Annotated in this window: 24 protein-coding genes; 6 read left to right on the plus strand and 18 right to left on the minus strand. The window is 71.6% G+C overall.

Annotation, left to right across the window (positions count from 1 at the left end; translation table 11 throughout):
• Positions 1-16: 16 nt before the first annotated feature.
• Entirely contained in the window at positions 17-451 is a 435-nt protein-coding gene (locus ACIBN2_RS29240; RefSeq protein WP_399138691.1) for a VOC family protein, read from the plus strand.
• 822 nt (positions 452-1,273) lie between these two features.
• On the opposite strand, the gene ACIBN2_RS29245 is transcribed toward ACIBN2_RS29240, so the two are convergent.
• The 10 genes from ACIBN2_RS29245 to ACIBN2_RS29290 form a co-directional block, all read right to left on the minus strand.
• Positions 1,274-1,651, minus strand: coding sequence for a fic family toxin-antitoxin system, toxin component (locus ACIBN2_RS29245; RefSeq protein ID WP_399138693.1), 378 nt, complete (start codon positions 1,649-1,651; stop codon positions 1,274-1,276).
• A complete protein-coding gene (locus ACIBN2_RS29250) occupies positions 1,651-1,890 on the minus strand; it encodes a hypothetical protein (RefSeq protein WP_399138695.1) in 240 nt (79 codons plus the stop codon). Before ACIBN2_RS29250 ends, ACIBN2_RS29245 begins: the two co-directional genes overlap by 1 nt.
• A 43-nt stretch (positions 1,891-1,933) precedes the next feature.
• Positions 1,934-2,704 (minus strand): S8 family peptidase, encoded by a 771-nt coding sequence (locus ACIBN2_RS29255; protein WP_399138985.1) that lies wholly within the window; start codon positions 2,702-2,704, stop codon positions 1,934-1,936.
• A 98-nt stretch (positions 2,705-2,802) separates the two neighbouring features.
• Positions 2,803-2,994 (minus strand): aroma-sacti cluster domain-containing protein, encoded by a 192-nt coding sequence (locus ACIBN2_RS29260; RefSeq protein ID WP_399138697.1) that lies wholly within the window; start codon positions 2,992-2,994, stop codon positions 2,803-2,805.
• Positions 2,995-3,095: 101 nt separating this feature from the next.
• Positions 3,096-3,284 carry an aroma-sacti cluster domain-containing protein gene (locus tag ACIBN2_RS29265; protein ID WP_384254494.1) on the minus strand — a complete coding sequence of 63 codons (189 nt, stop codon included), beginning with the start codon at positions 3,282-3,284 and terminating at the stop codon, positions 3,096-3,098.
• Positions 3,285-3,348: 64 nt separating this feature from the next.
• Complete coding sequence (locus tag ACIBN2_RS29270) at positions 3,349-4,650, minus strand: MFS transporter (RefSeq protein WP_399138699.1); 1,302 nt, start codon at positions 4,648-4,650, stop codon at positions 3,349-3,351.
• 25 nt (positions 4,651-4,675) lie between these two features.
• Positions 4,676-5,371, minus strand: coding sequence for an iron-containing redox enzyme family protein (locus ACIBN2_RS29275; RefSeq protein WP_399138701.1), 696 nt, complete (start codon positions 5,369-5,371; stop codon positions 4,676-4,678).
• Entirely contained in the window at positions 5,368-6,360 is a 993-nt protein-coding gene (locus ACIBN2_RS29280) for a radical SAM protein (protein ID WP_399138703.1), read from the minus strand. Before ACIBN2_RS29280 ends, ACIBN2_RS29275 begins: the two co-directional genes overlap by 4 nt.
• Positions 6,348-7,436, minus strand: a complete 1,089-nt coding sequence (locus tag ACIBN2_RS29285; protein ID WP_399138987.1) for a radical SAM protein — start codon at positions 7,434-7,436, stop codon at positions 6,348-6,350. The genes ACIBN2_RS29280 and ACIBN2_RS29285 overlap by 13 nt, the downstream gene beginning before the upstream one ends.
• 153 nt (positions 7,437-7,589) lie before the next feature.
• Positions 7,590-8,321: a DNA alkylation repair protein gene (locus ACIBN2_RS29290; protein WP_399138705.1), complete on the minus strand. Its 732-nt coding sequence runs from the start codon at positions 8,319-8,321 to the stop codon at positions 7,590-7,592.
• A gap of 99 nt (positions 8,322-8,420) precedes the next feature.
• Between ACIBN2_RS29290 and ACIBN2_RS29295 the strand changes: the two genes are divergently transcribed.
• The gene (locus ACIBN2_RS29295) at positions 8,421-8,777 is read left to right on the plus strand and encodes a PRC-barrel domain-containing protein (RefSeq protein ID WP_399138707.1); all 357 of its coding nucleotides are present in this window, start codon (positions 8,421-8,423) and stop codon (positions 8,775-8,777) included.
• Positions 8,778-8,828: 51 nt separating this feature from the next.
• Positions 8,829-9,002, plus strand: coding sequence for a hypothetical protein (locus ACIBN2_RS29300; protein WP_399138708.1), 174 nt, complete (start codon positions 8,829-8,831; stop codon positions 9,000-9,002).
• Between the two features lie 72 nt (positions 9,003-9,074).
• Here the strand turns inward: ACIBN2_RS29300 and ACIBN2_RS29305 are convergent, their stop codons facing one another.
• From ACIBN2_RS29305 to ACIBN2_RS29330, 6 genes are all read right to left on the minus strand, one after another.
• Positions 9,075-10,142: a YihY/virulence factor BrkB family protein gene (locus tag ACIBN2_RS29305; RefSeq protein ID WP_399138710.1), complete on the minus strand. Its 1,068-nt coding sequence runs from the start codon at positions 10,140-10,142 to the stop codon at positions 9,075-9,077.
• Between the two features lie 184 nt (positions 10,143-10,326).
• Entirely contained in the window at positions 10,327-11,592 is a 1,266-nt protein-coding gene (locus ACIBN2_RS29310) for an MFS transporter (protein WP_399138712.1), read from the minus strand.
• A 258-nt stretch (positions 11,593-11,850) separates the two neighbouring features.
• Positions 11,851-12,780 (minus strand): YbhN family protein, encoded by a 930-nt coding sequence (locus tag ACIBN2_RS29315; protein WP_399138714.1) that lies wholly within the window; start codon positions 12,778-12,780, stop codon positions 11,851-11,853.
• Positions 12,777-14,288, minus strand: coding sequence for a hypothetical protein (locus tag ACIBN2_RS29320; RefSeq protein WP_399138715.1), 1,512 nt, complete (start codon positions 14,286-14,288; stop codon positions 12,777-12,779). Before ACIBN2_RS29320 ends, ACIBN2_RS29315 begins: the two co-directional genes overlap by 4 nt.
• A gap of 118 nt (positions 14,289-14,406) precedes the next feature.
• Positions 14,407-15,384, minus strand: coding sequence for a M56 family metallopeptidase (locus ACIBN2_RS29325; protein WP_399138716.1), 978 nt, complete (start codon positions 15,382-15,384; stop codon positions 14,407-14,409).
• Between the two features lie 4 nt (positions 15,385-15,388).
• Positions 15,389-15,814, minus strand: coding sequence for a BlaI/MecI/CopY family transcriptional regulator (locus ACIBN2_RS29330; protein ID WP_399138717.1), 426 nt, complete (start codon positions 15,812-15,814; stop codon positions 15,389-15,391).
• Positions 15,815-16,022: 208 nt separating this feature from the next.
• Between ACIBN2_RS29330 and ACIBN2_RS29335 the strand changes: the two genes are divergently transcribed.
• The 3 genes from ACIBN2_RS29335 to ACIBN2_RS29345 are packed head-to-tail and all read left to right on the plus strand — an operon-like array spanning position 16,023 to position 18,746.
• Positions 16,023-16,733: a phosphatase PAP2 family protein gene (locus ACIBN2_RS29335; protein WP_399138719.1), complete on the plus strand. Its 711-nt coding sequence runs from the start codon at positions 16,023-16,025 to the stop codon at positions 16,731-16,733.
• Complete coding sequence (locus ACIBN2_RS29340) at positions 16,708-17,370, plus strand: response regulator transcription factor (protein WP_399138721.1); 663 nt, start codon at positions 16,708-16,710, stop codon at positions 17,368-17,370. Before ACIBN2_RS29335 ends, ACIBN2_RS29340 begins: the two co-directional genes overlap by 26 nt.
• On the plus strand, positions 17,367-18,746 hold the full coding sequence (locus ACIBN2_RS29345) for a sensor histidine kinase (RefSeq protein WP_399138723.1): 1,380 nt from the start codon (positions 17,367-17,369) through the stop codon (positions 18,744-18,746). Before ACIBN2_RS29340 ends, ACIBN2_RS29345 begins: the two co-directional genes overlap by 4 nt.
• 20 nt (positions 18,747-18,766) lie before the next feature.
• On the opposite strand, the gene ACIBN2_RS29350 is transcribed toward ACIBN2_RS29345, so the two are convergent.
• Together ACIBN2_RS29350 and ACIBN2_RS29355 are read right to left on the minus strand one after the other, a co-directional pair.
• On the minus strand, positions 18,767-19,657 hold the full coding sequence (locus tag ACIBN2_RS29350) for a hypothetical protein (RefSeq protein WP_399138724.1): 891 nt from the start codon (positions 19,655-19,657) through the stop codon (positions 18,767-18,769).
• A gap of 163 nt (positions 19,658-19,820) precedes the next feature.
• Entirely contained in the window at positions 19,821-20,327 is a 507-nt protein-coding gene (locus ACIBN2_RS29355) for a MarR family winged helix-turn-helix transcriptional regulator (RefSeq protein WP_399138726.1), read from the minus strand.
• Positions 20,328-20,410: the final 83 nt, after the last annotated feature.

Here is a 20,410-nt window from a genome sequence, read left to right on the forward strand (position 1 = left end):
CGAGCAAGGAGCGGCCATGACCACCATCAAGATCGCCAACGCACAGTTCTGGGTGCACGACCAGGACGAGGCACTCGCCTTCTACACCACCAAGCTCGGCTGGGAGGTCAGGGCGGACGTGACGATGGAGGCATGGAGCTTCCGCTGGCTGTGCGTCGCCCCGCCCGGGGACGGCCCGGCACTGGTCCTGATGCCCGTGCCGGGCCGGCCGATGCTGGATGAGGCGGGCAGCGCCCAGCTCTCGGACCTCGTGGCCAAGGGTGCGGGCGGCACCCTTTTCCTGGAGACCGACGACTGCAAGGCCGCCTACGACGAGTTGTCCGCCCGCGGCGTCGAGTTCAACGACCCGCCCACGACGCAGCCGTACGGCATCGACACGTCCTTCCGGGACCCGTCGGGCAACAACATCCGGCTCACGCAGGTGCTGGAGTTCGATCCGGAGCGGCACTGACCGGAGGGCCGCCGTCGATGTGCGGTCGTGGGCGTCGAAGCGGATGTCGCGGAGCAGGGAGTCGGTACCGAACAGGTTCGACCGACCGAGGAGATGCCCACCAACTTGCGCTGACTGGCTGCCTGTTGGATACCTGGACGGCCGCACACCTTCGAATCCCACTGTCTTGAGCCACTTTTGACGGCGAATGTGCTTACGGCCCGATCCCTGGGAAGGCTTAACAGCGGCCGCCGCCTGATGTCGGCGATGGCGGCGGCCGCTGTGCGCGAGGGCTCGCGCCGTCCCCTGGCGCGAGGACCCCGCGCGGGAACGTCCTTACGGCTCCGGGGCCTGCGGGAGTAGGCCCCAGCTCGAAAGCAGCCGCGGGGACGAAGGCCGGGGCCCGCTGAAGGCTCAAGCGCGGGACGAGGTGGGCTCCGGCCACCCGAAGATGCGGGTCACTGCTGGCTGCCCGAGGACTGGGGGCAAGGAAGGCGTGGTCCCTCCCTTCCGGCAGCCTAGAACGATGCGGCTGTCCGGCGACACCCCGCGATTCGGCCCTCGGCGGCCGAGACGGCCCTGGCGGGCGCGTCGGACGGGGCTCGGGCGCAGGCCAGACGGGATTCTCCGCACCCGGCGTCGAGTTCTGCCGTGGACAAGAACAGTGCGGCGAAGCAGATGATGTGGTCACGCTCCCTCTGCCGCGCGGGCGCGCTGCCGCCGGGAGACCCGGGGACGCGGAGCTCCTGGCCCAGGTGAGCGGCGCCGCGCGGGCGGGGCAGGTCTGGGCGCGGTGCCGGCCGCCATCACACCACGGCACCCTCGACCGGTGGCCGGTCCTGCTCAGCCGGTCAGGGGCCAGGACCGCATCAGGGCGGCGATCCTCGCGGCGGTGCACGAGGCATCCCGCAGCAGGTCGCGGAGGGTGACGGCGTCGTCGCGGGTGGGCTTGACCGGGATTCCGGACGCTTCCAGGTACATCACGCCGGTCGCGGCGGCCACGGCCATGTTGGATCGCTCGAGCCAGCGGCAGCGCCCGAGGATGTGCACCAGCGCGGCCGCCCGCGCGTAGGCGCCGTCGTAGACGGGGGTTTCGAGCAGTTCGGCACGGTGGCAGGCGATCGCGGCCACCGGCACGCCGTAGTCGTCGGGCGCCGGATCCCCCGCCCCTGCCGCCTCCGCGACCTGAAGGATCCACGGAACGTCGATGTACAGATCCATTACGCGGCGTGCGCCCCCGAGGAGCGGCGGTCGGCCTCCTCGGCCTCGTCGAAGACGTCCTGGTGCTCGTCCAGGAACCGCCGTGCCGCATCCAGGCCGCGCTTCCGCAGTCCGTCGACGTCCTCGCGCACGAGAGCGGCGATGTAGTCGCTGACGCTCATGCCACGGTCCTTGGCCCGGGCCGTCGCCAGCTCGGCGATCTCGTCGTCGACGCGCCAGCCCCTCTGAGTCTTCGCCATGCCTGGATGGTACCAGCTGGTACCAACGGCGCCCCGGCCTCGTTCACCGAGCCGGCTCCCGGTCAGGGCTCACGTTCGCGGCCAAGAGGTGCAGCATGCTCCTGACCTGGAACGGAGCGAGACCCGGGTAGCGGGAGAGGATCAGTGCGCACAGGCCCGTCAGGTGCGCCGCCGCGAAACTGTTGCCGCTGCAGAGGCGGGTGCCGCCACCCGGCCAGGGGGCGGGCACGTCCGTGCCGCGGGCGTAGAACTCGACCGGAGGCCGGGGGTTGTAGAGCAGGTGTCGCGGGTCGGACAGGGCGTGGCTGCCGGCCGACATGACCGAGGCGAACCGCCAGGGAAAGCTCTCGATACGGCGGTTGTTGGCCGCGGCGACCAGCAGGGTGCCGCCGAAGCAGGCCCGGTCCGCGAGATCGTGCAGTTCGTCCCGCAGCTCCCGTTTGGTCGTGGACAAGCTGATGTTGACGATGTCGAAGCCCTGGTCCACCGCCCAGCGCAGCCCGGTGAGCAGGGTCTGTCCGGTGCAGGAGAAGCCGGCGCCGAGCACCCGCAGGCTCACCAGGGAGCATTCGGGCGCCAGCGACCGGATGACACCGGCGCACGCGGTGCCGTGGCCGTAGGCGTCGCCCGACTCGTCGGTGACGACGCGGAGTCGGCCGTCCGGACCGGGAGTCACGGCATGCGCGGCGGAGAGCGGGCCCACCAGCGGATGGTCCGGCTCGACCCCGCTGTCCATGACGCAGACGCGCACGCCCGCCCCCGTACCCCCCTCTTCCCAGGGCGGCCGGATCGTGTGGGGCCATGTGCTCGGCAGGGACTGCTCCGCCTCGGTGAGATCGGTGGCTCGCCAGGACAGGCCGGGCCGCGCCGCCGTGTGGGCGGCGCGGCTTACGGCGGATGCGTTCGCCTCCACTACCAGACGATCACACCGGTGGCGACGCCCTCCACGTGGGCGGTGACCTCGCCCTCGATGCGGTCCTTGACGGAGTTGAGGACGGCCACCTCGGCCTCGGACAGCGTCGCGATCACGCTCAGCTGCGCCTCGGTGGCGTGGTCGAGGTCGTGTCCCTTGGCGGTGAGTGCCTGAACGGCGTTGAACGACATGATGGTTTCCTCCTGGATGCGTGGTGCATGCGGACTGGATGAGTTGTGCCTACGGAGCCGCACCGGGCGGCGCGGCCCAGGTCGCGCGGGGAGGGCGCCTTCTACCAGACGATGACTCCGGTGGGCTCCTCCACATGGGCGGTGACCTCGCCCTCGATGCGCTCCTTGACGGAGTTGAGGACGGCCACCTCGGCCTCGGACAGCGTCGCGATCACGCTCAGCTGCGCCTCGGTGGCGTGTCCGAGGTCGTGCCCCTTCTCCGTCAGTGCCTGAACAGCGTTGAACGACATGGTGGTTCGCCTTTCTCGACGGGACTGTTCTGCTCCGGAGCCGTGCCGGCCGGCACGGCCCAGGTCATGAGGGGGAGCCCTCGGACGCGGGCTCCGCGGGGGCGGGCACTCGGCCCTGGGGACGGGGTTCCTCGCTCGGCTCGTCCTCGGGGTGGCGCCACAGGCAGGCCGCGCCGAGCAGGGCGAGCCCGGCACCGGCGCCGGTCAGGACCCAGCCGATGCCGACCCGTGCGGCCACTGCGGCACCGGCGAGCGGGGCGGCGAGCTGGAGGGCCGTGGGAACGACGAGGGCCACGGTGCCGACCCGGCCGATGAGTTCCTGAGGTGTGGCGCGCTGGACGAGGTAGCCGAAGACCACGAGGATCCCGGCCGAGCACAGCCCGATTCCCACGGTGACCGGGAGCCAGGACAGTGCCGGGGCCCTTACGCCGCTGGTGGCCGCCGCCCCGACGGCGGCCACCAGCGTCCCGGTCGCCGCCTGTGAGGCGCCCAGGATCACGAAGGGGTTGTGGTCGCGCCCGAGCCGGGCGACGAGCACGCTTCCCACCGCCGCGCCCACGGCGACCGAGGCGACGACAACGCCGTAGAACGAGCGCGGAATGCCCAGGTCGAGCAGGAGCAGCGGGGAGAGCGTGTCGAACATCAGGACAAGGAAGACGGTGGCGGACAGGCCGGCGACGGCGATCCGCAGGGTGCGGCTGGCGCGTACGAAGGCGAGACCTTCGCGGAGTTCCCGGAGCAACCGCCCGTACCAGGTGCCCGCCGGCTGTGAACTCGCTTGTGCCGTACGGGCCTTCAACCTCAGCCGGGACAGGATGAGCGCGGAGAGGACGAAGGTCGCCGCGTCGGCGGCGAAGGCGCCGTGCGGACCGGACAGCGCCAGGACGACGCCGCCCAGGGCAGGTCCGGCGATCTTGGTGGTCTGGGTCGCGAACGTGTTCAGGGAGATGGCGGCCAGCAATGACTCTTCGGGCACCGTGCTCTTGAGCGCCGACTGCTGGGCCGGGGTGAACAGGGTGCCGACGGCGGTCTTCGCGGCGAGCAGGGCGAGCAGCACCGGCAGGTTGGGTGCGACGAGGTAGCAGGCCACCAGGCCGGCCCGGACCAGGTCGCATCCGATCATCGTGGCCTTCTGCGGCAGCCGGTCCGCCCAGACCCCGGCGATCGGGGCGACCACCAGCCACGGCACGGCGGCGGCGACCGCGACCGCGGCGAGTCCGCCGGCGCCGTCCCGCCACTGGTAGGCGACGAGCGAGACCAGGGCCACGTAGTCGATCCAGTCCCCGAATCCGGACAGTGTCTGTCCGCCGAAGAGCAGCCGGAACTGACGGTGCGTCAGCACGGCGAGGGCTCCGGTGCTCCGCATGACCACCTCCGGGCCGCTCGGCGGTTCAGGCCGGCTGGGACGCAGGGACGGGGGCGAGGATGTCCTCGAACAGCTCGGCTGTCGCGCGCAGCGTGTGCAGGGCGCTCACGCCGAGGGCCGAACGGTGCTCGGCGGTCAGCGGCAACCGGTCGATGGTGCACATCAGTTCGTCCCGATGCCGTACGTCGAGCGCGGCGTGCCGGTGCAGGGTGCGGAAACCGTCCGCGGGGAACCCGGTGCGCTCCGCCAGCATGTCGGTGAGGCCGGGCGAGGGCGGATAGCCCTCCAGTACGGCGATGTGGCCGAGCAGGCAGACCGGGTGGTGATGGCGGATCCAGTAGTACTGGGCGCCGACCAGGTTGGCCACCGCGGTGCCCGGCATGCTGCGCAGCGGTGCGTCCGGGTCGCTGCCGATCGCGGCAAGGTCCTGACGCAGCCATTCGTCGTGCCCGCGTTCCTCACGGATGTGCCGGATGAGGTACTCGGCGGTGCCGGCCGCCACCGGGTCGCTCTCGGCGAGCAGTTGGGAGCGTTCCAGGGCGAGTTCCATGAGCGGGACGGTCGCGCGGATCGCGGTGTGCAGGGCGCACAGATAGCGCGGATAGAGCTCACGGAGGTCCGGGGAGTTCCACAGCCGGGCGGAGAGGGAGTACAGGTTCGGCATCAACAGCTCGATCTTCGCTCGCAGTTGTGCGCTGTTGCCGGACGCGTTCTGGCTCATGCGGGTGTCCCCTTCGCGAGCAGCGGGATCGTACGCAGCAGCGGGTCCGCCTCGTCCGGGCGGACCCGGCGCGCCATGGCCCAGCACAGGCCGCAGATGTCGGAGAAGCCGCGGTCCGCGAGGTCTCGGAACTTCGGGTGCAAGGTGAGCGGGCCGCCTCCCGCCTCCGCCAGGGCCCGGTAGAACGGGTGCTGCCGGAAGTCCTCCACGGCTGTCGCGACCTCGTCGCCGGAGCCGCAGTCGCGGCGCAGCAGCGCGGGACCCGCACCCATGACGACGGACTCGTTGCAGCAGACGGTGACGCGTCCGTCATAGCGGACGACCGGCGAGATGACGGAGTCGCAGGTGCCCAGGGTGCGGCCGGGCCGGCGGGTGCCGGGGTGGAAGATCCCGCCGCCGCGGCCGTGTGCGAGGCCCTGGGTGGGCACCACCTCGGCATGCCGGCGCCAGGTGTCGCCGAAGGCGAGCGTGAGCAGTTCCCGGGCGCGGTCGGCGCCGCCGTCCTCGTCCACGACCTGGACGACGACGGGGAGTTGGTGGGCGCCGGCGGTGCGTGCGGCGTTGACGAACCGTTCGGGGCCGGTGCCTGCCTCGTGGTAGGCGTCGGTGCTGAGGTACACGCATCGGCAGCGGTCCAGCACGTCGTGGATCCAGCGGGGCGGGTCGGGCGCGGCGGCCCAGATGCCGCTGGTGTAGACGACGACGTCCTTGCCGGCCTCGGCGAGGCGACGGGTGGCGAGGGTCAGGCCCCGGCGTTCGACGAAGGGTTCACCCCCGGAGATGCCGACCATGGTGCGGTCCGGGTCCCGGCAGAGCTGGTCGACGATCGACTCGAACAGGGCGAAGTCGGTGATGCGGGGGCTGTCGGGACGCGAGTCCACCGAGCAGTGGGCGCAGCCCACCGGGCACCGGTCGGTGATGAACAGCAGGGCGCTGGCGCCCGGGGTGGTGCGGATGCGGCTGATCTCGTCGTGGCTCAACCGGTGCATGCGAGCCCCTCCTGACCGGTCCGGTGGCCGAGGGCGACCAGGTCGGCGTAGCCCTCGACGGTGAAGTGGCGGGCGAAGGACATCGCCCCGGCGTCGGCCACCGACCGGGTGACCAGTTCTTCCACGACCGCGGTCGACGGCCGCCGGACGAGTTCACGCACGCCGGGCCGGATGTCGGGACTCTTGGAGAGCGTGTAGCAGGTCTCGCAGTAACCGGCGTCGCCGCAGCCCGCGCCCACCCGGTCGGCCAGATAGCGCGGGCCGAAGGTCCGCAGGGACCGCACCATCGGCGATTCGAGGGTGCGCCGCCTGATGGTGGCCCAGTCGTCGCGGGCGATGTGACCGAGGTAGAGGTGGGCGGGCAGCGGCACCTTGCCGTCCATGACGTCCTGGTTGCCGCAGGCGGTCACCTGCCCGTTGAAGCCGACGACTGGCCAGCCCGCCAGGGTGCACGGCTCGGCCGTGACCGGCAGGGGCATCCCGGGGTGGCTCGCGAACCACTCGCGGGCGCGCCCCACCGAGGCGAGCGGTACGACGAGCATCGGCACGTGGTCCTCGAACTCACGCCGCACGGCGCCCGTGATGTCGGCCAGGTAGGGGTCGTCCGGCCCGAGCCCGACGAGTTGCAGGCTCACGTCCTTGCCCGCGTCCAGGAGTTCGTGCAGCACCCGGAACACGGCCGCCCGGGAGACCTCCTCCTCGTGGAAGACGTCCAGGCTGGCGGAGAAGTGGTCCACCGTGTCGATGGCCCTCCTCACCGCTGCGGGGATGCGCGACCCGCGTGCGAAGAACAGTCCCGACAGCAGGTGGGTACGCGCGCCGACGGCGCGTGCCCGATCGGCGACGGCCCGCACGAGAGTGGGGCGCAGCAGCGCCTCGCCGCCCGAAAGGAGCACGAAGTCGGGGTGACTCTCCGGGGTGAACGTGTCGGCGAACCGTGTGAACATCTCCGCCGGATACTCCTCGCTGTCCATCAGCGACTCGGTGGAGCAGTGCCGGCAGTGCAGGGGGCAGCGCCGGGTGAGCCCGATCGACACCGCGGCCGCCGGCACGGACCTGTACTCGAGGATCTCCATCAGATGCACGTGGTCGCCCCTTCCGAAGGACATCGGGCGGCGGCCGTGTCCCGGCCGTGCCCGCACCGTCAGGAAGGAGCCTGGTGTCGCCGACGGGGGCGTGTCGCGTGCCGTTCCGCTCAGCGGACCGGAGCCGGTAGCGGCGCCCTCCGATCAGGCCACGGTGTCGCCGTGCCGCCGGCGCACCATCTCGGTGATCCAGACGGGTGCGAACGGCGACGTGCAGCCCGGGGACGCCGGGTAGTCCTTGAGCACCTCCAGGCGCTCACCGATGCCGATCGCGCGGTCCCGGTGGGCGGCGTGCTCGATACCGATCTGCGCCAGGCAGTGGTTCATCGCCCACTGCAGGCGGTCCGGGGCATCCTTCATCTCCGTCTCGATGACGTCGAGCAGCGCCGGGAGGTCGAGTCCCTCGGGCTTCTTCGCCACGCGTTCCGTGGTGAGCGCCCAGCCGGCGCTCCCGACCACCGGATCCGCATCCGCCGACCAGGCGAGCCGCAGTTCTTCGGCGTACGGGCTCTTCTTCACCACGTAGTTGACGAGCCAGTCGTGCACCTTGGGCGAGCGCGCCTCGCGCAGCATGGCGTCCAGCTCGTCCCGCCCGAACGCCTTAGGGCGGCAGATCAGGAGTGCCAGCAGCTGCGCCGCGGTGTCGTCCGCCGTCCAGAGCCCGAGCGCGAGGTCCTGCTGCGTCTTCAGCCGCTTCGCGAGCGCTCGCAGCCTGGTGAGGTTCACGCCGTGATCGTCACCGTGCTTCTCGTTCACGGCGCGTGCCTTCGGGTCCTCGAGCGCGGCCAGCTCGGCCAGCACCTCGGCAACTGTCGTCCCGGCCGGCGTCGTCGTCTCGGCCACCTCGGCCTCCCGTCCGTCACGTGCGGGACTCACCCTACGACGGGCCGCCGGACGCCGGACGTCCACGCCGGGGCGGCCTCTCCCTGACATCAGTAACGTGATCAGGGGGTACCCCTCTTGTGGAGGTTACTGATGTTCGAGGCTGGCGACATCCGTGAGTGGCGTGGTCACGCCGTGGTCGACGACCGCGGTCACAAGATCGGCGTGCTGGAGGCGATCTACGTCGACACCGCGACCGACCAGCCCTTCTTCGCGACGGTGACCGTGGGTCTTCCCACCCGCCGGCGTCTGGTCTTCGCGCCGCTCACCGGGGCGACCGTCGGACCGGGTTATCTCAAGATCACCCAGCCCAAGGACCTGGTCAAGAAGGCGCCCTCGATCGACGTCGACGGCGAGTTGCCCGCCACGGACGAGCCGGGAATCTTCGCGCACTACGAACTCGACTACGCGCCGGGAGCCGGTGGTGAACGCCGTCTCGGCCGACGCTGAACCGCCGCACCCGCCGAAACCGCCGACGCGGCGAAGCCGCTGGGAGAGCCGATGAGCCTGTTCCTGTTCCTGGTCCTCGTGGCCGTCATCCTGGGCATCATCGGGGTCGCCGCGCACGGCCTGTTCTACCTGCTGATCATCGGCGCCCTCGTGCTGCTCATCGCCCTCGCCTACGCCGCCATGCGTTTCCGCCGCGGCGGACGCAAACACCGCGTGGTGCGCTGACCCCTGCGGCCCCCGGACGAAGGTAGAGAGGGCGCCGGCCGTGGCCGGCGCCCTCTCTACGTTCGTGCGGGCTCAGACCTCGTCGTCCAGCCGCCGGACGTCCTCCTCATCCCACTTCCGGGTGTCCCTGGGCTGGGTGTAGGGCTCGGCCTCGGGCGGCAGCCCGCCCGCGATGGCCCGCTGCCGCACGGTCTCCGCGTCGAACTCCAGGCCCAGCAGGATCGCCAGGTTGCTGATCCACAGCCAGACGAGGAAGACGATGACGCCGGCCATGGTGCCGTAGGTCTTGTTGTACGAGGCGAAGTTGGCGACGTAGAGCGCGAACCCGGCGGACGCGGCGAGCCAGATCAGCAGGGCCAGCAGGCTGCCCGGGGTGATCCACCTGAAGCCCTTGACCTTGGCGTTCGGGGTGGCCCAGTACAGGATCGCGATCATCACCGTGACCAGCAGCACCAGAACCGGCCACTTGGCGATGGCCCACACGGTCAGCGCGGTGTCCCCGATCCCGAGCGTCTGCCCGGCCTGACGGGCCAGCCCACCGGTGAAGACGACGATCAGCGAGCTGACGATCGCCATCACCATGAGCACCACCGTCACGCCGACGCGCACCGGCAGGATCTTCCACACCGGCCGGCCCTCCGGCATGTCGTAGACGGCGTTCGCGGCGCGGATGAAGGCGGCCACATATCCGGATGCCGACCACACCGCCAGCACGATGCCCACGATGGCCATGATGGAGCCGGTCCCGGAGTTGTTCTGCAGTTGTTCGACGGCGCGCGTGATGATGTCACGGGCCGATCCGGGGGCCAGTTTCTGGACGTTCTCCATCACCTTGTCGGTGGCCGACTTGCCGGTGATGCCCAGCAGGGAGACCAGCACCAGCAGGGCCGGGAACAGGGACAGCACCGAGTAGTAGGTCAGCGCCGCGGCCCGGTCCGTCAGCTCGTCGTCCTGGAACTCCTTCAGACTGCCTTTGAATACGGCGACCCAGGCGCCCTTCGGCAGTTTCGTCGGGGTGTCCGGAGCGGCCTCTTCGACCTGCTGGTCCGGCCCCGCCTCATCCGGTGACGGCGCCCGGTAGGCCGGGTCCTCGTCACGGTCGTCCTGAACTTTCCGCCCTGGAAGATGCAGCTTCGCCATACCTGCCGGGTAACCCCGCGGCGCTCACTCAAGCCACCGTCCGCCCGAGCACTCTGCTGACCAGCGGGTCGCGCAAGAGCAGCAGGCGGGGCTGACCCGAGCGGCTACGGCCGACGGTACGGGCGGTGCTGTGGCGCCGTCTTGCACAGCTGTCCGCAGCCCGCCCATAGGCGAAGGTGACCGGTTACGCCCGATCCCCCGGCGTCGCCGAGGATGGTGCGGATTCGGCGACCTGGCCCGTGACCTGGTCCGACGTGGCGTGCGCCGCGCCCTCCGCGGCGGACGAAGTGATCACCTCGGAGCGCCGGCCGCCCCGGTCCATGAGGCCCCCCGTGAACGCGAGGCCGAGGCCGGCCACGGCGAGGGCGGCGCCGACGAGGTTGGGCGAAGCCCAGCCCCAGCCCGCGGAGATGGCCAGTCCGCCCAGCCAGGCACCGCCCGCGTTGGCCAGGTTGAAGGCCGAGTGGTTGGAGGCCGCGGCCATGGTCGGGGCGTTCTTGGCCTTGGCCATCAGCAGCATCTGCACGGGCGTGGTGATGAGGGCGCCCATCGCGCCGATGAAGGTGATCGTCAGCAGGGCCGGGACGGTGCTGTGGACCGCGAAGTAGAACGTGACCAGTCCCGCCGCGAGCAGGGCGAGGCCCGCGTACATCGTGGGGCGCAGGGCGCGGTCCGTGAGGGGGCCCGCGATCAGCGTGCCGAGCGTCATGCCGACGCCGTAGAGCGCGAGGACCAGGGTGGTCGAGGAGTCGGAGATGCCCGTCAGGTGCGTCAGCATCGGCACCAGGTAGCTGTAGACGGCGAAGAAGCCGCCGAAGCCCACCACCGCCGTGGCGAGGCCGATCGCGACCTGCTTGTTGCCCATGGCGCGCAGCTCGTGCCGGATGCCCGACTGACTGCCCCGCGGCTGGTGAGGGACGAAAAGGGCGAGCGCGGCGAGAGCCACGACGCCGATGACGGCGACGGCGCCGTAGGCGGACCGCCAGCCCAGTTGCTGACCGAGGGCGGTACCGGCGGGGACGCCGATGATGTTCGCGACGGTCAGTCCGAGGAACATCCTCGAAACGGCGCGCGCCGCCCGCTCGGGCGCGACCAGCCGGGAGGCGACGACGGCGCCGACGCCGAACAGCGCGCCGTGCGGCAGCCCCGCCAGGAAGCGTGCGGCGAACAGCAGGCCGAAGGTCGGCGCGAACGCGGACGCGATGTTGCCGACCACGAACAGACCGGACAGGAGCAGCAGCAGCTTCTTGTGCGGTACGCGCGCACCGATTCCGGTCAGGACGGGCGCACCGACCACCACACCGAGCGCATACGCCGACACGAGGTTGCCGGCATGGGGCACCGACACACCGACCCCGTCGGCGATCTGGGGCAGCAGCCCCATCGTGGCGAATTCGGTCGTGCCGATGCCGAAGGCGACGACAGCCAGGGCCAACAGAGCCAGAGGCATGGTGCGGGGGAACCTTTCAACGCAAGCGGTCCAAGGACAACGGAGCAACAAGGGAGCAGAGGCCGAAGTCGTCCAGTTCCCACTCGACACCACGGCCGGCCGCGACGAGCACCATTGCCCAGCGCACCCCCGAACAGGGCAAGCCCACCAACGGTGCAGCAGCGCCGGGAGACCACACATTCCAAGATCGCGCCCCGCTTCGGCGTGACCTGTGTCACGAGCCGCTCGGCGCAGGCCCGTTGAACCGCCCCTGCCGCCTCACACCATCCTGCGGCGCGCCAGAACCGCCAGTACCACGAGCCCGGGTACCAGCGGCAGCCAGGTCGTCAGCAGCCGGTAGCCGAGGACGACCGAGACGGCCATGGAACCGGGGGCTCCCACGCCGACCAGGGCGAAGGCGAGTGCGGCGTCGAGGGAGCCGAGGCCGCCCGGTGTGGGCAGCAGTACGGCGGCGCTGCTCGCCGCGAGGTAGGCCAGCGCGATCTTGGCCGCGGGGAGCGGCAGTTCCAGGGCGTGCGCGACGGCGTAGACGGTCAGCGCGTGCGCGGCCGCGAACGCGATCGAGCCGCCCCACAGGGCCCATGCCCGCCCGGGGAGGGCGTGCACCGCGCGCACTTCCGCGACCGCCCCGCGCACCAGCGTGCCGACGCGCCTGCGCAGTGGCGGCAGCAGGAGTACACCGGGCAGCAGCGCGAGGAGGGCGGTGGCCGCCGGGAGGTGCGGGAGGTGGATCAGGCCGGGGCCGGCCAGTACGAGAGCGCCGATCAGCGCGACCCTGGTGACGGTGCTCGCGGTCGCCTTGAGCGCGAGGGCGGTCGCCGTGGCGGTCGGGGTGAGGCCGCAGCGGGTCAGGAAGCGCCAGTTGACCGTGCCGGCTCCAAGGCCGGCGGGCATGAGGTGGTTGGCGGCGGAGGCCGAGAACTGCGCCGCCAGCAGCCGGGCCCTGGGCAGCGCCACGGCCACCGCACCCTGCTGGGTCAGCGCCGCGCACACCCACGTCGCGCACGCGGCTGTGACGGCCAGCAACAACCAGCCGCGGTCCGCGACGACCAGATGGTCCGTCCCGTTGTCGAGGACCTGCCGGTGGCGCACGGCCAGCACCGCGCCGACGAGCAGGACCAGCAGAGAGACGCCGGTGTGCAGGTAGGTGCGGCCCGTCCGCCGGGGCGCCAGCGAGGGCGCGCTCATGCGCCTCGCCCGTTCCGCGGGCCGGGGGCGATGTAGGCGTCCACCCGTCCGGCCAGGTGGACCGGGTGCCAACTCCGGGCGTAGGACGGCGGTTTGCCGCCTGCGGTGGTCAGGACGGCGACCGGCTCCACGCGGGCGGTGCGCACGAGGGCGGCGGCGGTGGTGTTCTGGTTGTGGCCACCGGTGTTGGCGGACGCGCAGCCCGCGTAGAAGGCGATCGGGACCGGAGGCGCGGTCGCGTCGTCTCCGGTGATCAGGCATGGCGCCCGTACGCCGTTGCGGTGCAGGCCGTCGGCGATGCGCGCCCAGCGCTCGTGGCTCGCGGCCGTGCGGTCGACCACGTGTCCCAGCACGACTGCCTGGATCGCCAGGTGACCGAGGAGGCCGACGGCGACCGCCGCGACGACGAGAGGGCGCAGGCGTCCGCGCGGCACGGTCACCAGGTGTACCAGCGCGACGGCGACCGGCAGCGACAGCAGCGCGTAGACGGGAAGCAGGAAGCGGGGCGCCGCGTAGCCGATCATGAACAGGTACGGGACGGCTGCCGACACGGCACAGGCGCCGGGCAGTGCGACCGGCGCGGCGTGGCGCGCCCGGACGGCGACCACCAGGCCGAACACGGCCAGGACGGGCAGTACGAACCACCACAGGGTCACGGCCGGGTGGGGCATCGCCCCCGTGCACGGGCGGCACAGGGTGCGGCCGCCCAGGCTGCGCAGCTGATCACCGACGGCGTAGTTCCAGCCGAGGCCGCCCTGGATGCTCGAGCCCTCGGACAGCCTCTGGCCAAGGCCGCCGAAGCTGACGTACGCCTCCACCACCCATTCGGTCGCGCCCGCCGCCAGCCCTCCGGCCAGGGCGAGCAGCAGCCGTCCATGCCGCCACCGCCGTACGGCGACGAGGGCCACCAGCAGCGGAAGGCTCACCCACAGCGCGTCCGTCGGCCGCATCAGCGCCATCAGGGCCGCGCTTGCCGCGAGCCCCCACACCGGGGCGGACCGGGTGCGGTCGGCCTGCGCGCGCAGGAAGCAGGCCACCGCCGCGAGCGCGGCGAGTGCGACCCAGAGGTTGGGCATCGCCTGCGGGCCGTAGAACAGCGTCACCCACAGCGAGGCGAACAGCGCCCCGGCCAACGCCAGTACGCGGACCGGGAGAAGCCCGCGCCAGGCGCGCAGTGCCAGATACATGCCCAGGCCGGACAGCAGGGCGAGATACACCCGAAGCACGGTCGTGGACGACGACCACGAGGTGATCGGAGCCACCAGCAGGGAGACGCCGCGCGCTCGCGGGGCGCTGAAGAACGCGGCCGGGGCGTGCCCGCTGACCTGGCTGATGTAGACCGTCTCGTCCCAGCCGAGCCCCAACGTCGGCCTCACCAGGACCAGTTGGGCAACCGTGAAGGCGACGGCCACGGCCGCCAGCCAAGGCTCGTCTCCCCACTTCCACCGCGCGGCGGCGCCCGACGGCCGGACGGAGCGCGGTGGCGCCACGTACCGGGTTCCGGTCATCGACCCAACCTCACCTACTACAAGACGTAGAGACGTTGCCACTCTACATGCCGTAGGAGATGGGCCGCGGCTGGAGCAGGGCCATTGGTGTCGAAGGGTCAGCGAGCCGGCCGGCCGGTCAGTTGAGCGAGCGGGCGGCGTCGGTCCGGTGAAGGTCCATCGACAGCGTGCCCGCCGTGGCGGTGTGCGTCGCGAAGTGCGCCGACTGGGCCCGGTCCAGCATCTGGTCGCTGTCGGAGGCGGCGTTGACCAGGCTCGCGCAGCACACCGCCAGCAGCACGGCACCCGCCACGAACGGCAGGCTGCGGCGGGCCGGCGGCGGACCCAGCAGGGCTCGTACCCGCTGCGGTACCGATCCGCCGTTGACAGCCAGTACCGGACGGCGGGAGGCAGCGGAGGCGAGAGCGGCACGCCCGACGGCGTGAGCGACGGCCTTGCGGTCGCCGACGCGCTGCGCGGCCTCCTCGTCGGCCCAGCGCTCCAGCACGAAGCCGCCCGCGGTGGCCAGCGGCCGGAGCAGCGGGTTCAGCGCCGCCGTGAGCCGCCACAGCGCCTGGAAGAGGTGGTGGCGGCCGCGCAGATGCGCCCGCTCGTGCGCGAACAGGGCGTCGCGTTCGACGTCGCCGAGACAGCGCAGCATGCCCCGCGAGACGACGACGCGTCCCGGCGCCCCGGGAAGCGCGAAGGCCATCGGGTCGCCGTGGTCGACCACGGCCAACTCGAGGTCACCCGGCAGCCGAGCACACTCCCGCCGCGCCCAGAGCAGGTGCCGGACCTGCCGTACGGCGGCCACGACCAGGGAGACGACACCTGTGGCCAGCACCAGGGCGCTGCCGGCCGCGACGACGAGGTAGACCGGGTCCTCGGCCTGCAGCACGGCCACGGACCAGCGGCCCTCCTGAGCGATCTCCGGAATCTGGGCCACCCCGGTGAACGCCAGCAGAGCGAGCGCGCCCGCCCAGCCGACCGCTGTCACGACAGCGACGCAGGCCAGGGCCCAGGCAGCCGCGCGGGGCGGCAGCCGGCGCGCCACGGCGGGCACGACGACCGCGACGACAGCCGTGACGATGAAGGGGATGTAGACGCTGATCAGCACTGGTTCACCGCTTCCTGCGGTCGCGCTCACTCTCGTCCGGTGCACCGTGCCCGGTCAGCAACTGCTGGAGCACGTGCTCATCCCGCTCGGACAGTTCGGAGACGAACCGGGCCAGCACCGCCTCGCGGTCGGAGCCGCCCTGCAACAGGGAGTGCATGCGCTGGGCGGTGTGGGAAGCCTCGTCCCTTATCGGTTCGTAGGCGTATCCGCGGCCCTCGCGGCGCCTGACGAGCAGGCCCTTGTCGTGCAGCCGGGACAGGATGGTCAGGACGGTCGTGTAGGCGAGATCACCAGGCAGCCGGTCCCGGACGTCACGTGCGGTCAGCGGCCCGCCGACCGCCCAGAGCGCGGCGAGCACATCGCCCTCGAGTTCGCCGCGCGCTCTTCTGCCGGACGCCCCGCGGACTTCCTCGTCCTCTCGGTATTCCACCGTCCGCCTTCCTTTTCAGCCTCTCCGCACAGGTTACCTCGCACTTTCTACTGGTTGTAGGAGGTATGTTTCGGGCTTCGGGCAACGAACCACCGCATCTCGCGGAGTTCCGCCGCTCCCCCTCGGGAACATCCCTCACTTCTCGATCGTCTACAGTTCTGTAGACCGTCTGCTCCGCTGCAGATCTCGAGGAAGGGGCCTGGGCCGCATGAACCGGCGTGACACCGCACACCTGGCCGCCGGCGTGGCCCTGGGCGCCTGGGTGGCCTTCGCGGTGCTCGCCGCGGTGGTGGTGGGCAAGCAGGGCGTTCCGCTGTGGCCGGACCGCGGCCTCCTGGACTGGTCGGTCGGCCACCGCCCGGTGGTGGCCCAGGCCGTGGCCCGCGGGGTGACCGACACCGGGACCGGAGTCGTCCCCTACGTGCTGGTCCTGCTGTGCGCTCTGGCGGTGGGACGCACCGCCAGACACCGCCTCACCCTCGCCCTTCTCGGCCTGGGCTGTCTGGCGATGGGGCAGGCGCTGCGCTACGGGGTGATGACCCTCGTCCACCGGCACCGTCCCGCGGGCGCCGACTGGGCCGCGCACGCGAGCGGCTGGGCGTTCCCCTCGGGGCACGCCACCACCTCCGCCATGACCGCCGGACTGCTGATCGCCGCGGTCTCGCTGCGCGCCCCGCGCGGCACCCCCTTGCTGCGGATCACCATCGGATGCTGGGCCCTCGCGGTCGGTCTCTCCCGCGTCTACCTCGGCGTGCACTGGCTCACCGACGTCCTCGGGGGCTGGCTGCTGGCCACCGGCTGGCTGGCCGTATGCCTGTGGGCGGCGACCCGGTGGCTGCCCGCCACGATGCTCTCGGGCACGGCCCCCACGACCCTCGATCCGGCGGAGGACCATGCGTCACAAGATCCTGGTCGTTGAGGACGATCACGCTCTGCGTGACGTGCTGCGCCGCAGCCTGTCGGACGAGGGGTTCGAGCCCGTGCTCGCCGTGGACGGCGCCACCGCTCTGCGGCTGGGCACCGGCGGCATCGCCGCGGTCGTCCTGGACATCGGGCTGCCCGACGCGGACGGTCGCGACGTCTGCCAGGCGCTGCGCGCCAACGGTTTCGCCGCGCCGGTCATCTTCCTGACCGCCCGCCACCACCTCACCGACCGGCTGTCCGGGTTCTCCGCGGGCGGCGACGACTATCTGCCCAAGCCGTTCCACCTCGCCGAACTCATCGCCCGGCTGCGGGCCACACTCAAACGCACCGCGCCCTCGGCCGTCGCGAGGAGCGGAGATTTGGTCCTGGACGCGACCCGCCACCGGGCCAGTGTCGGCGAGGCCCACGTCGACCTCTCCCCCACCGAGTTCCGGCTGCTGGCCACGCTGGTGGCGGCGAACGGCGGCCTGGTGCGCCGCCGCGACCTGGTCCGGGCCGCCTGGCCGGACGGCGCACAGGTCAGCGACAACACGCTGGACCAGTACCTGAGCAGGCTGCGCCGCAAGCTGCGCGAGGCGCACAGCGAGCTGCGCCTGTACACGACGCGCGGGATCGGACACCGGCTCTCGTGAACCGTCTGCTGCGCGGCCTCGCGCCCCGCACGCTGCGGGGCAGGCTCTCGCTCGTGGCGCTGACCACCGCCGCGCTGGTGATGGCCGCCCTGACCCTCATATTCAACATCGTGATGAACCGTCATCTGCAGCATCAGGCGGACGACGAGCTGCACAACCGCGCGGCCGCGGTCGCCACCACCGTCGACACGAGGGGCCCCCGGGTACGGGTCGTGGAGTCCGACAACGACCGTCTTCTGGACGCGAACGTGTGGATCTACGCCGGAACACGCCTCCTGGAGAGGCCGCCCGCGACGGCCGACGACAGCCGGTTGACCCGGGCCGCCGGCCGGCTCGCGGCGCAGAGCCACGGGGCGTGCACGACCATCGAGACCCGGAGCCCCGATTTCGTACGGCTCTGCTCCCAGCCGGTGCCCGGTCACACCGGAGGCGGGGCCACGGTCGTCACGGCCCTGGATCTCGCCCCCTACCGCAATTCCGCTGAAAGCCTGCTGCTGGGCTCGCTGATCCTCGACGCCGTCATGCTGGCGTGCACGTACGCGCTGACCCGCCTGGCCGTCGGGCGGGCGCTGCGGCCCGTGCGCACCATGACCGACCAGGCGACCCAGTGGAGCGCCGTCGGCTCGGACGAGCGTTTCGGCGCCGCCGAGCATCCGGCCGAACTCGCCCGTCTGGGCGGCTCGCTGGACGCCCTCCTGGACCGTATCCGCGCGGTGCTGCGCCACGAACAGCAGCTGACGGGCGAGTTGTCCCACGAGCTGCGCACCCCGCTCACCCGGATCATCATCGAGCTCGACTGGTGGCGTTCCCGCCCCCGCTCCGCCGCCGAGACCCGCGCCACCCACGACGCGATCACCGAGGCCGCCCAGTCCATGCGCACCATCTGCGACACGTTGCTCGACGACGCCCGTGAATCGGCGCAGAACGCCGGCGCGGCCCCCGGCGCCGCCGCCGTGGCGCCCGTCCTGTGCCGACTTGTCGACAGCATCGGGCCACAGGGACAGGTGAGGACGGTCGTCGACGTGCCGGATCCGGACCTGGAGGCGGGCGTCGCACCCGCGCTGCTCGAACGGATCGTCAGCCCGCTGCTGACCAATGCCGTCCGCTACGCCCGCTCCAGGGTGACCGTGGCCGCGCGGCACGTTCCCGGCGGCGTACGCATCGACGTCACGGACGACGGTCCCGGTGTGCCTCAGGCGTTCGTCGCCGACCTCTTCCAGCCCGGGCGCCGCGCCGACCTCGACGACGGGCACGACGGCGCGGGCCTCGGGCTGCCGCTTGCGCGACGCCTGGCCCGCGCCGTCGGGGGTGAGGTGTCCCATGATCCCGGCCACACCTCGGGAGCGCACTTCATCGCCGATCTGCCTGCCGGGTGAGCGCAGGCGCAGGCCCGCTCTCAGTCGGCCCGTCGGGTGACCGGCTCACGCTCCGTCATGTACTCGGCGGCGGCCTTGCGTTCCCGGACCTGCGCGTGGGCCATCAGGCCGAGGAGGACGGCGAGCAGGACGGCCGAAGAGCCCGCCGTGCCGAGGTTCATGCCGCCCTTGTCGACCGGCTTGGTCAGGAAGTCGCCGGCCGTGGCGCCCAGCGGGCGGGTCAGGACGAAGCCGATCCAGAACAGCAGTACGTTCGGCACCGCGGGCGCCTTCATCAGCGCGACCAGTACGGCGAGCGCCGCCGTCACGAGCAGCGCGCCGCCCGCGTACCCGAGGCCGGAACTGTCGGACAGGAAGTCACCCATGGAGGTGCCGAGCGTGTTGGAGACGAGGATGGCCGACCAGAACAGCGCCTCGCCGCGGAAGGTGACGATGTCGCGGATCTGGAAGGTCATCCCGCTCAGCTTCCACAAGGTGAAGATGATCAGCAGGATCGAGATCAGGATCGCCGCGCCGACCGGATAGCCGAGGCCCAGTCCCTGCGGTCCCCAGCCGAGCGAAGTGGCGCTGCCCGAAAGGTACTTGGAGCTGGCGTCGCGGTTCATGAAGTCGGACGTCGTGGTGCCGGCCATGCTGGTCGACAGGATCACGGTCCAGTAGAAGAACGGGTTGTAGTGACGGGAGCGGAGTTGGACGACCAGTGTCACCACGAAGATCAGGAACAGGGCGATCGTGGTGAGGAAGTAGCCCAGTTGGAGGGTCTGGGAGAAGAGGTCTCCGGCGGTCTCGCCCAGCGTCGTCGCGGCGATCTTCATGATCCAGAAGACCAGTGTGACTTCGGGCAGTTTCTTCATCACCGACGTCCGCGTGCTCGCGGCGTCGAGGTCGGTGAGGACTTCCGGCTGTCGCAAGGTGTGGGGCTCCTTGTGAGGTCGTACAGCAGGGCGCCCGGCCCCCGCGGCGGGGGTGAGCGCCCCGAGCTGGGCGACCGCGGACCGGCGATCGCCGCACAAGACCTTGGCAGCAGTTGCCTGAACGCATCCTGAACGCCCGGGCCTTCCACTCGACCGGCCCTCACTCGCTCGTGGTGTCCCCCAGGGTCTCCAGCACCTGCCGGAGTCCGTGCGCCGTCCGCTCGACCAGATCGCGGTCGACGCCGGCGAGCAGCCGGGCGTAGTCGGCGAGGTGGTCGGCGAAGGCGGCCCGGGCGACCTCGTGCCCGTGCTCGGTGAGACGGATCTTGACGGTGCGCCGGTCGTCGCCCTCACGCACCCGCTCGACCAGGCCCTTGGCCTCCATCCTGTCGATGCGGTTGGTGATGGCGCCGGAGGTGACCATGGACGCCTTGAGGAAGGTGCCCGCAGTGAGGGCGTAGGGAGGCCCGGAGCGCTGGAGCGTGGTGAGCACGTCGAACTCGCCGTGCTCCACTCCGTGCGCGGCCGCCGAGGCCCGGGCAGATCTGTCGACGACCCGGGCCAGCCGCTGGATCCGGGCCAGGAGCTCCACCGGCCAGAGGTCCGCCGCCAGGTCGGGGCGCTCCTCGGTCCACTGGCCGACGATCGCGTCGACGACATCGCTCATCTCCACCACTTCCCTCGAACAGGCATCATCTCAACGTTAAGACACTTGACGTTGAGAGACCCGGGCTGCTTTTATCTCAATGT

The sequence above is a fragment of the Streptomyces sp. NPDC050534 genome, assembly GCF_044457745.1.
Lineage (GTDB): Bacteria > Actinomycetota > Actinomycetes > Streptomycetales > Streptomycetaceae > Streptomyces.

What these genes read in the sequence shown, in the direction of transcription:
- ACIBN2_RS29305 (WP_399138710.1), bottom strand. Translation starts at nt 10,142, where the DNA reads ATGGCGAAGCTGCATCTTCCAGGGCGGAAAGTTCAGGACGACCGTGAC.
- ACIBN2_RS29320 (WP_399138715.1), bottom strand. Translation starts at nt 14,288, where the DNA reads ATGACCGGAACCCGGTACGTGGCGCCACCGCGCTCCGTCCGGCCGTCG.
- ACIBN2_RS29270 (WP_399138699.1), bottom strand. Translation starts at nt 4,650, where the DNA reads ATGCGGAGCACCGGAGCCCTCGCCGTGCTGACGCACCGTCAGTTCCGG.
- ACIBN2_RS29300 (WP_399138708.1), top strand. Translation starts at nt 8,829, where the DNA reads ATGAGCCTGTTCCTGTTCCTGGTCCTCGTGGCCGTCATCCTGGGCATC.
- ACIBN2_RS29295 (WP_399138707.1), top strand. Translation starts at nt 8,421, where the DNA reads ATGTTCGAGGCTGGCGACATCCGTGAGTGGCGTGGTCACGCCGTGGTC.
- ACIBN2_RS29245 (WP_399138693.1), bottom strand. Translation starts at nt 1,651, where the DNA reads ATGGATCTGTACATCGACGTTCCGTGGATCCTTCAGGTCGCGGAGGCG.
- ACIBN2_RS29240 (WP_399138691.1), top strand. Translation starts at nt 17, where the DNA reads ATGACCACCATCAAGATCGCCAACGCACAGTTCTGGGTGCACGACCAG.
- ACIBN2_RS29265 (WP_384254494.1), bottom strand. Translation starts at nt 3,284, where the DNA reads ATGTCGTTCAACGCTGTTCAGGCACTGACGGAGAAGGGGCACGACCTC.
- ACIBN2_RS29260 (WP_399138697.1), bottom strand. Translation starts at nt 2,994, where the DNA reads ATGTCGTTCAACGCCGTTCAGGCACTCACCGCCAAGGGACACGACCTC.
- ACIBN2_RS29315 (WP_399138714.1), bottom strand. Translation starts at nt 12,780, where the DNA reads ATGAGCGCGCCCTCGCTGGCGCCCCGGCGGACGGGCCGCACCTACCTG.
- ACIBN2_RS29275 (WP_399138701.1), bottom strand. Translation starts at nt 5,371, where the DNA reads ATGAGCCAGAACGCGTCCGGCAACAGCGCACAACTGCGAGCGAAGATC.
- ACIBN2_RS29340 (WP_399138721.1), top strand. Translation starts at nt 16,708, where the DNA reads ATGCGTCACAAGATCCTGGTCGTTGAGGACGATCACGCTCTGCGTGAC.
- ACIBN2_RS29250 (WP_399138695.1), bottom strand. Translation starts at nt 1,890, where the DNA reads ATGGCGAAGACTCAGAGGGGCTGGCGCGTCGACGACGAGATCGCCGAG.
- ACIBN2_RS29335 (WP_399138719.1), top strand. Translation starts at nt 16,023, where the DNA reads ATGAACCGGCGTGACACCGCACACCTGGCCGCCGGCGTGGCCCTGGGC.
- ACIBN2_RS29285 (WP_399138987.1), bottom strand. Translation starts at nt 7,436, where the DNA reads ATGGAGATCCTCGAGTACAGGTCCGTGCCGGCGGCCGCGGTGTCGATC.
- ACIBN2_RS29310 (WP_399138712.1), bottom strand. Translation starts at nt 11,592, where the DNA reads ATGCCTCTGGCTCTGTTGGCCCTGGCTGTCGTCGCCTTCGGCATCGGC.
- ACIBN2_RS29280 (WP_399138703.1), bottom strand. Translation starts at nt 6,360, where the DNA reads ATGCACCGGTTGAGCCACGACGAGATCAGCCGCATCCGCACCACCCCG.
- ACIBN2_RS29355 (WP_399138726.1), bottom strand. Translation starts at nt 20,327, where the DNA reads ATGAGCGATGTCGTCGACGCGATCGTCGGCCAGTGGACCGAGGAGCGC.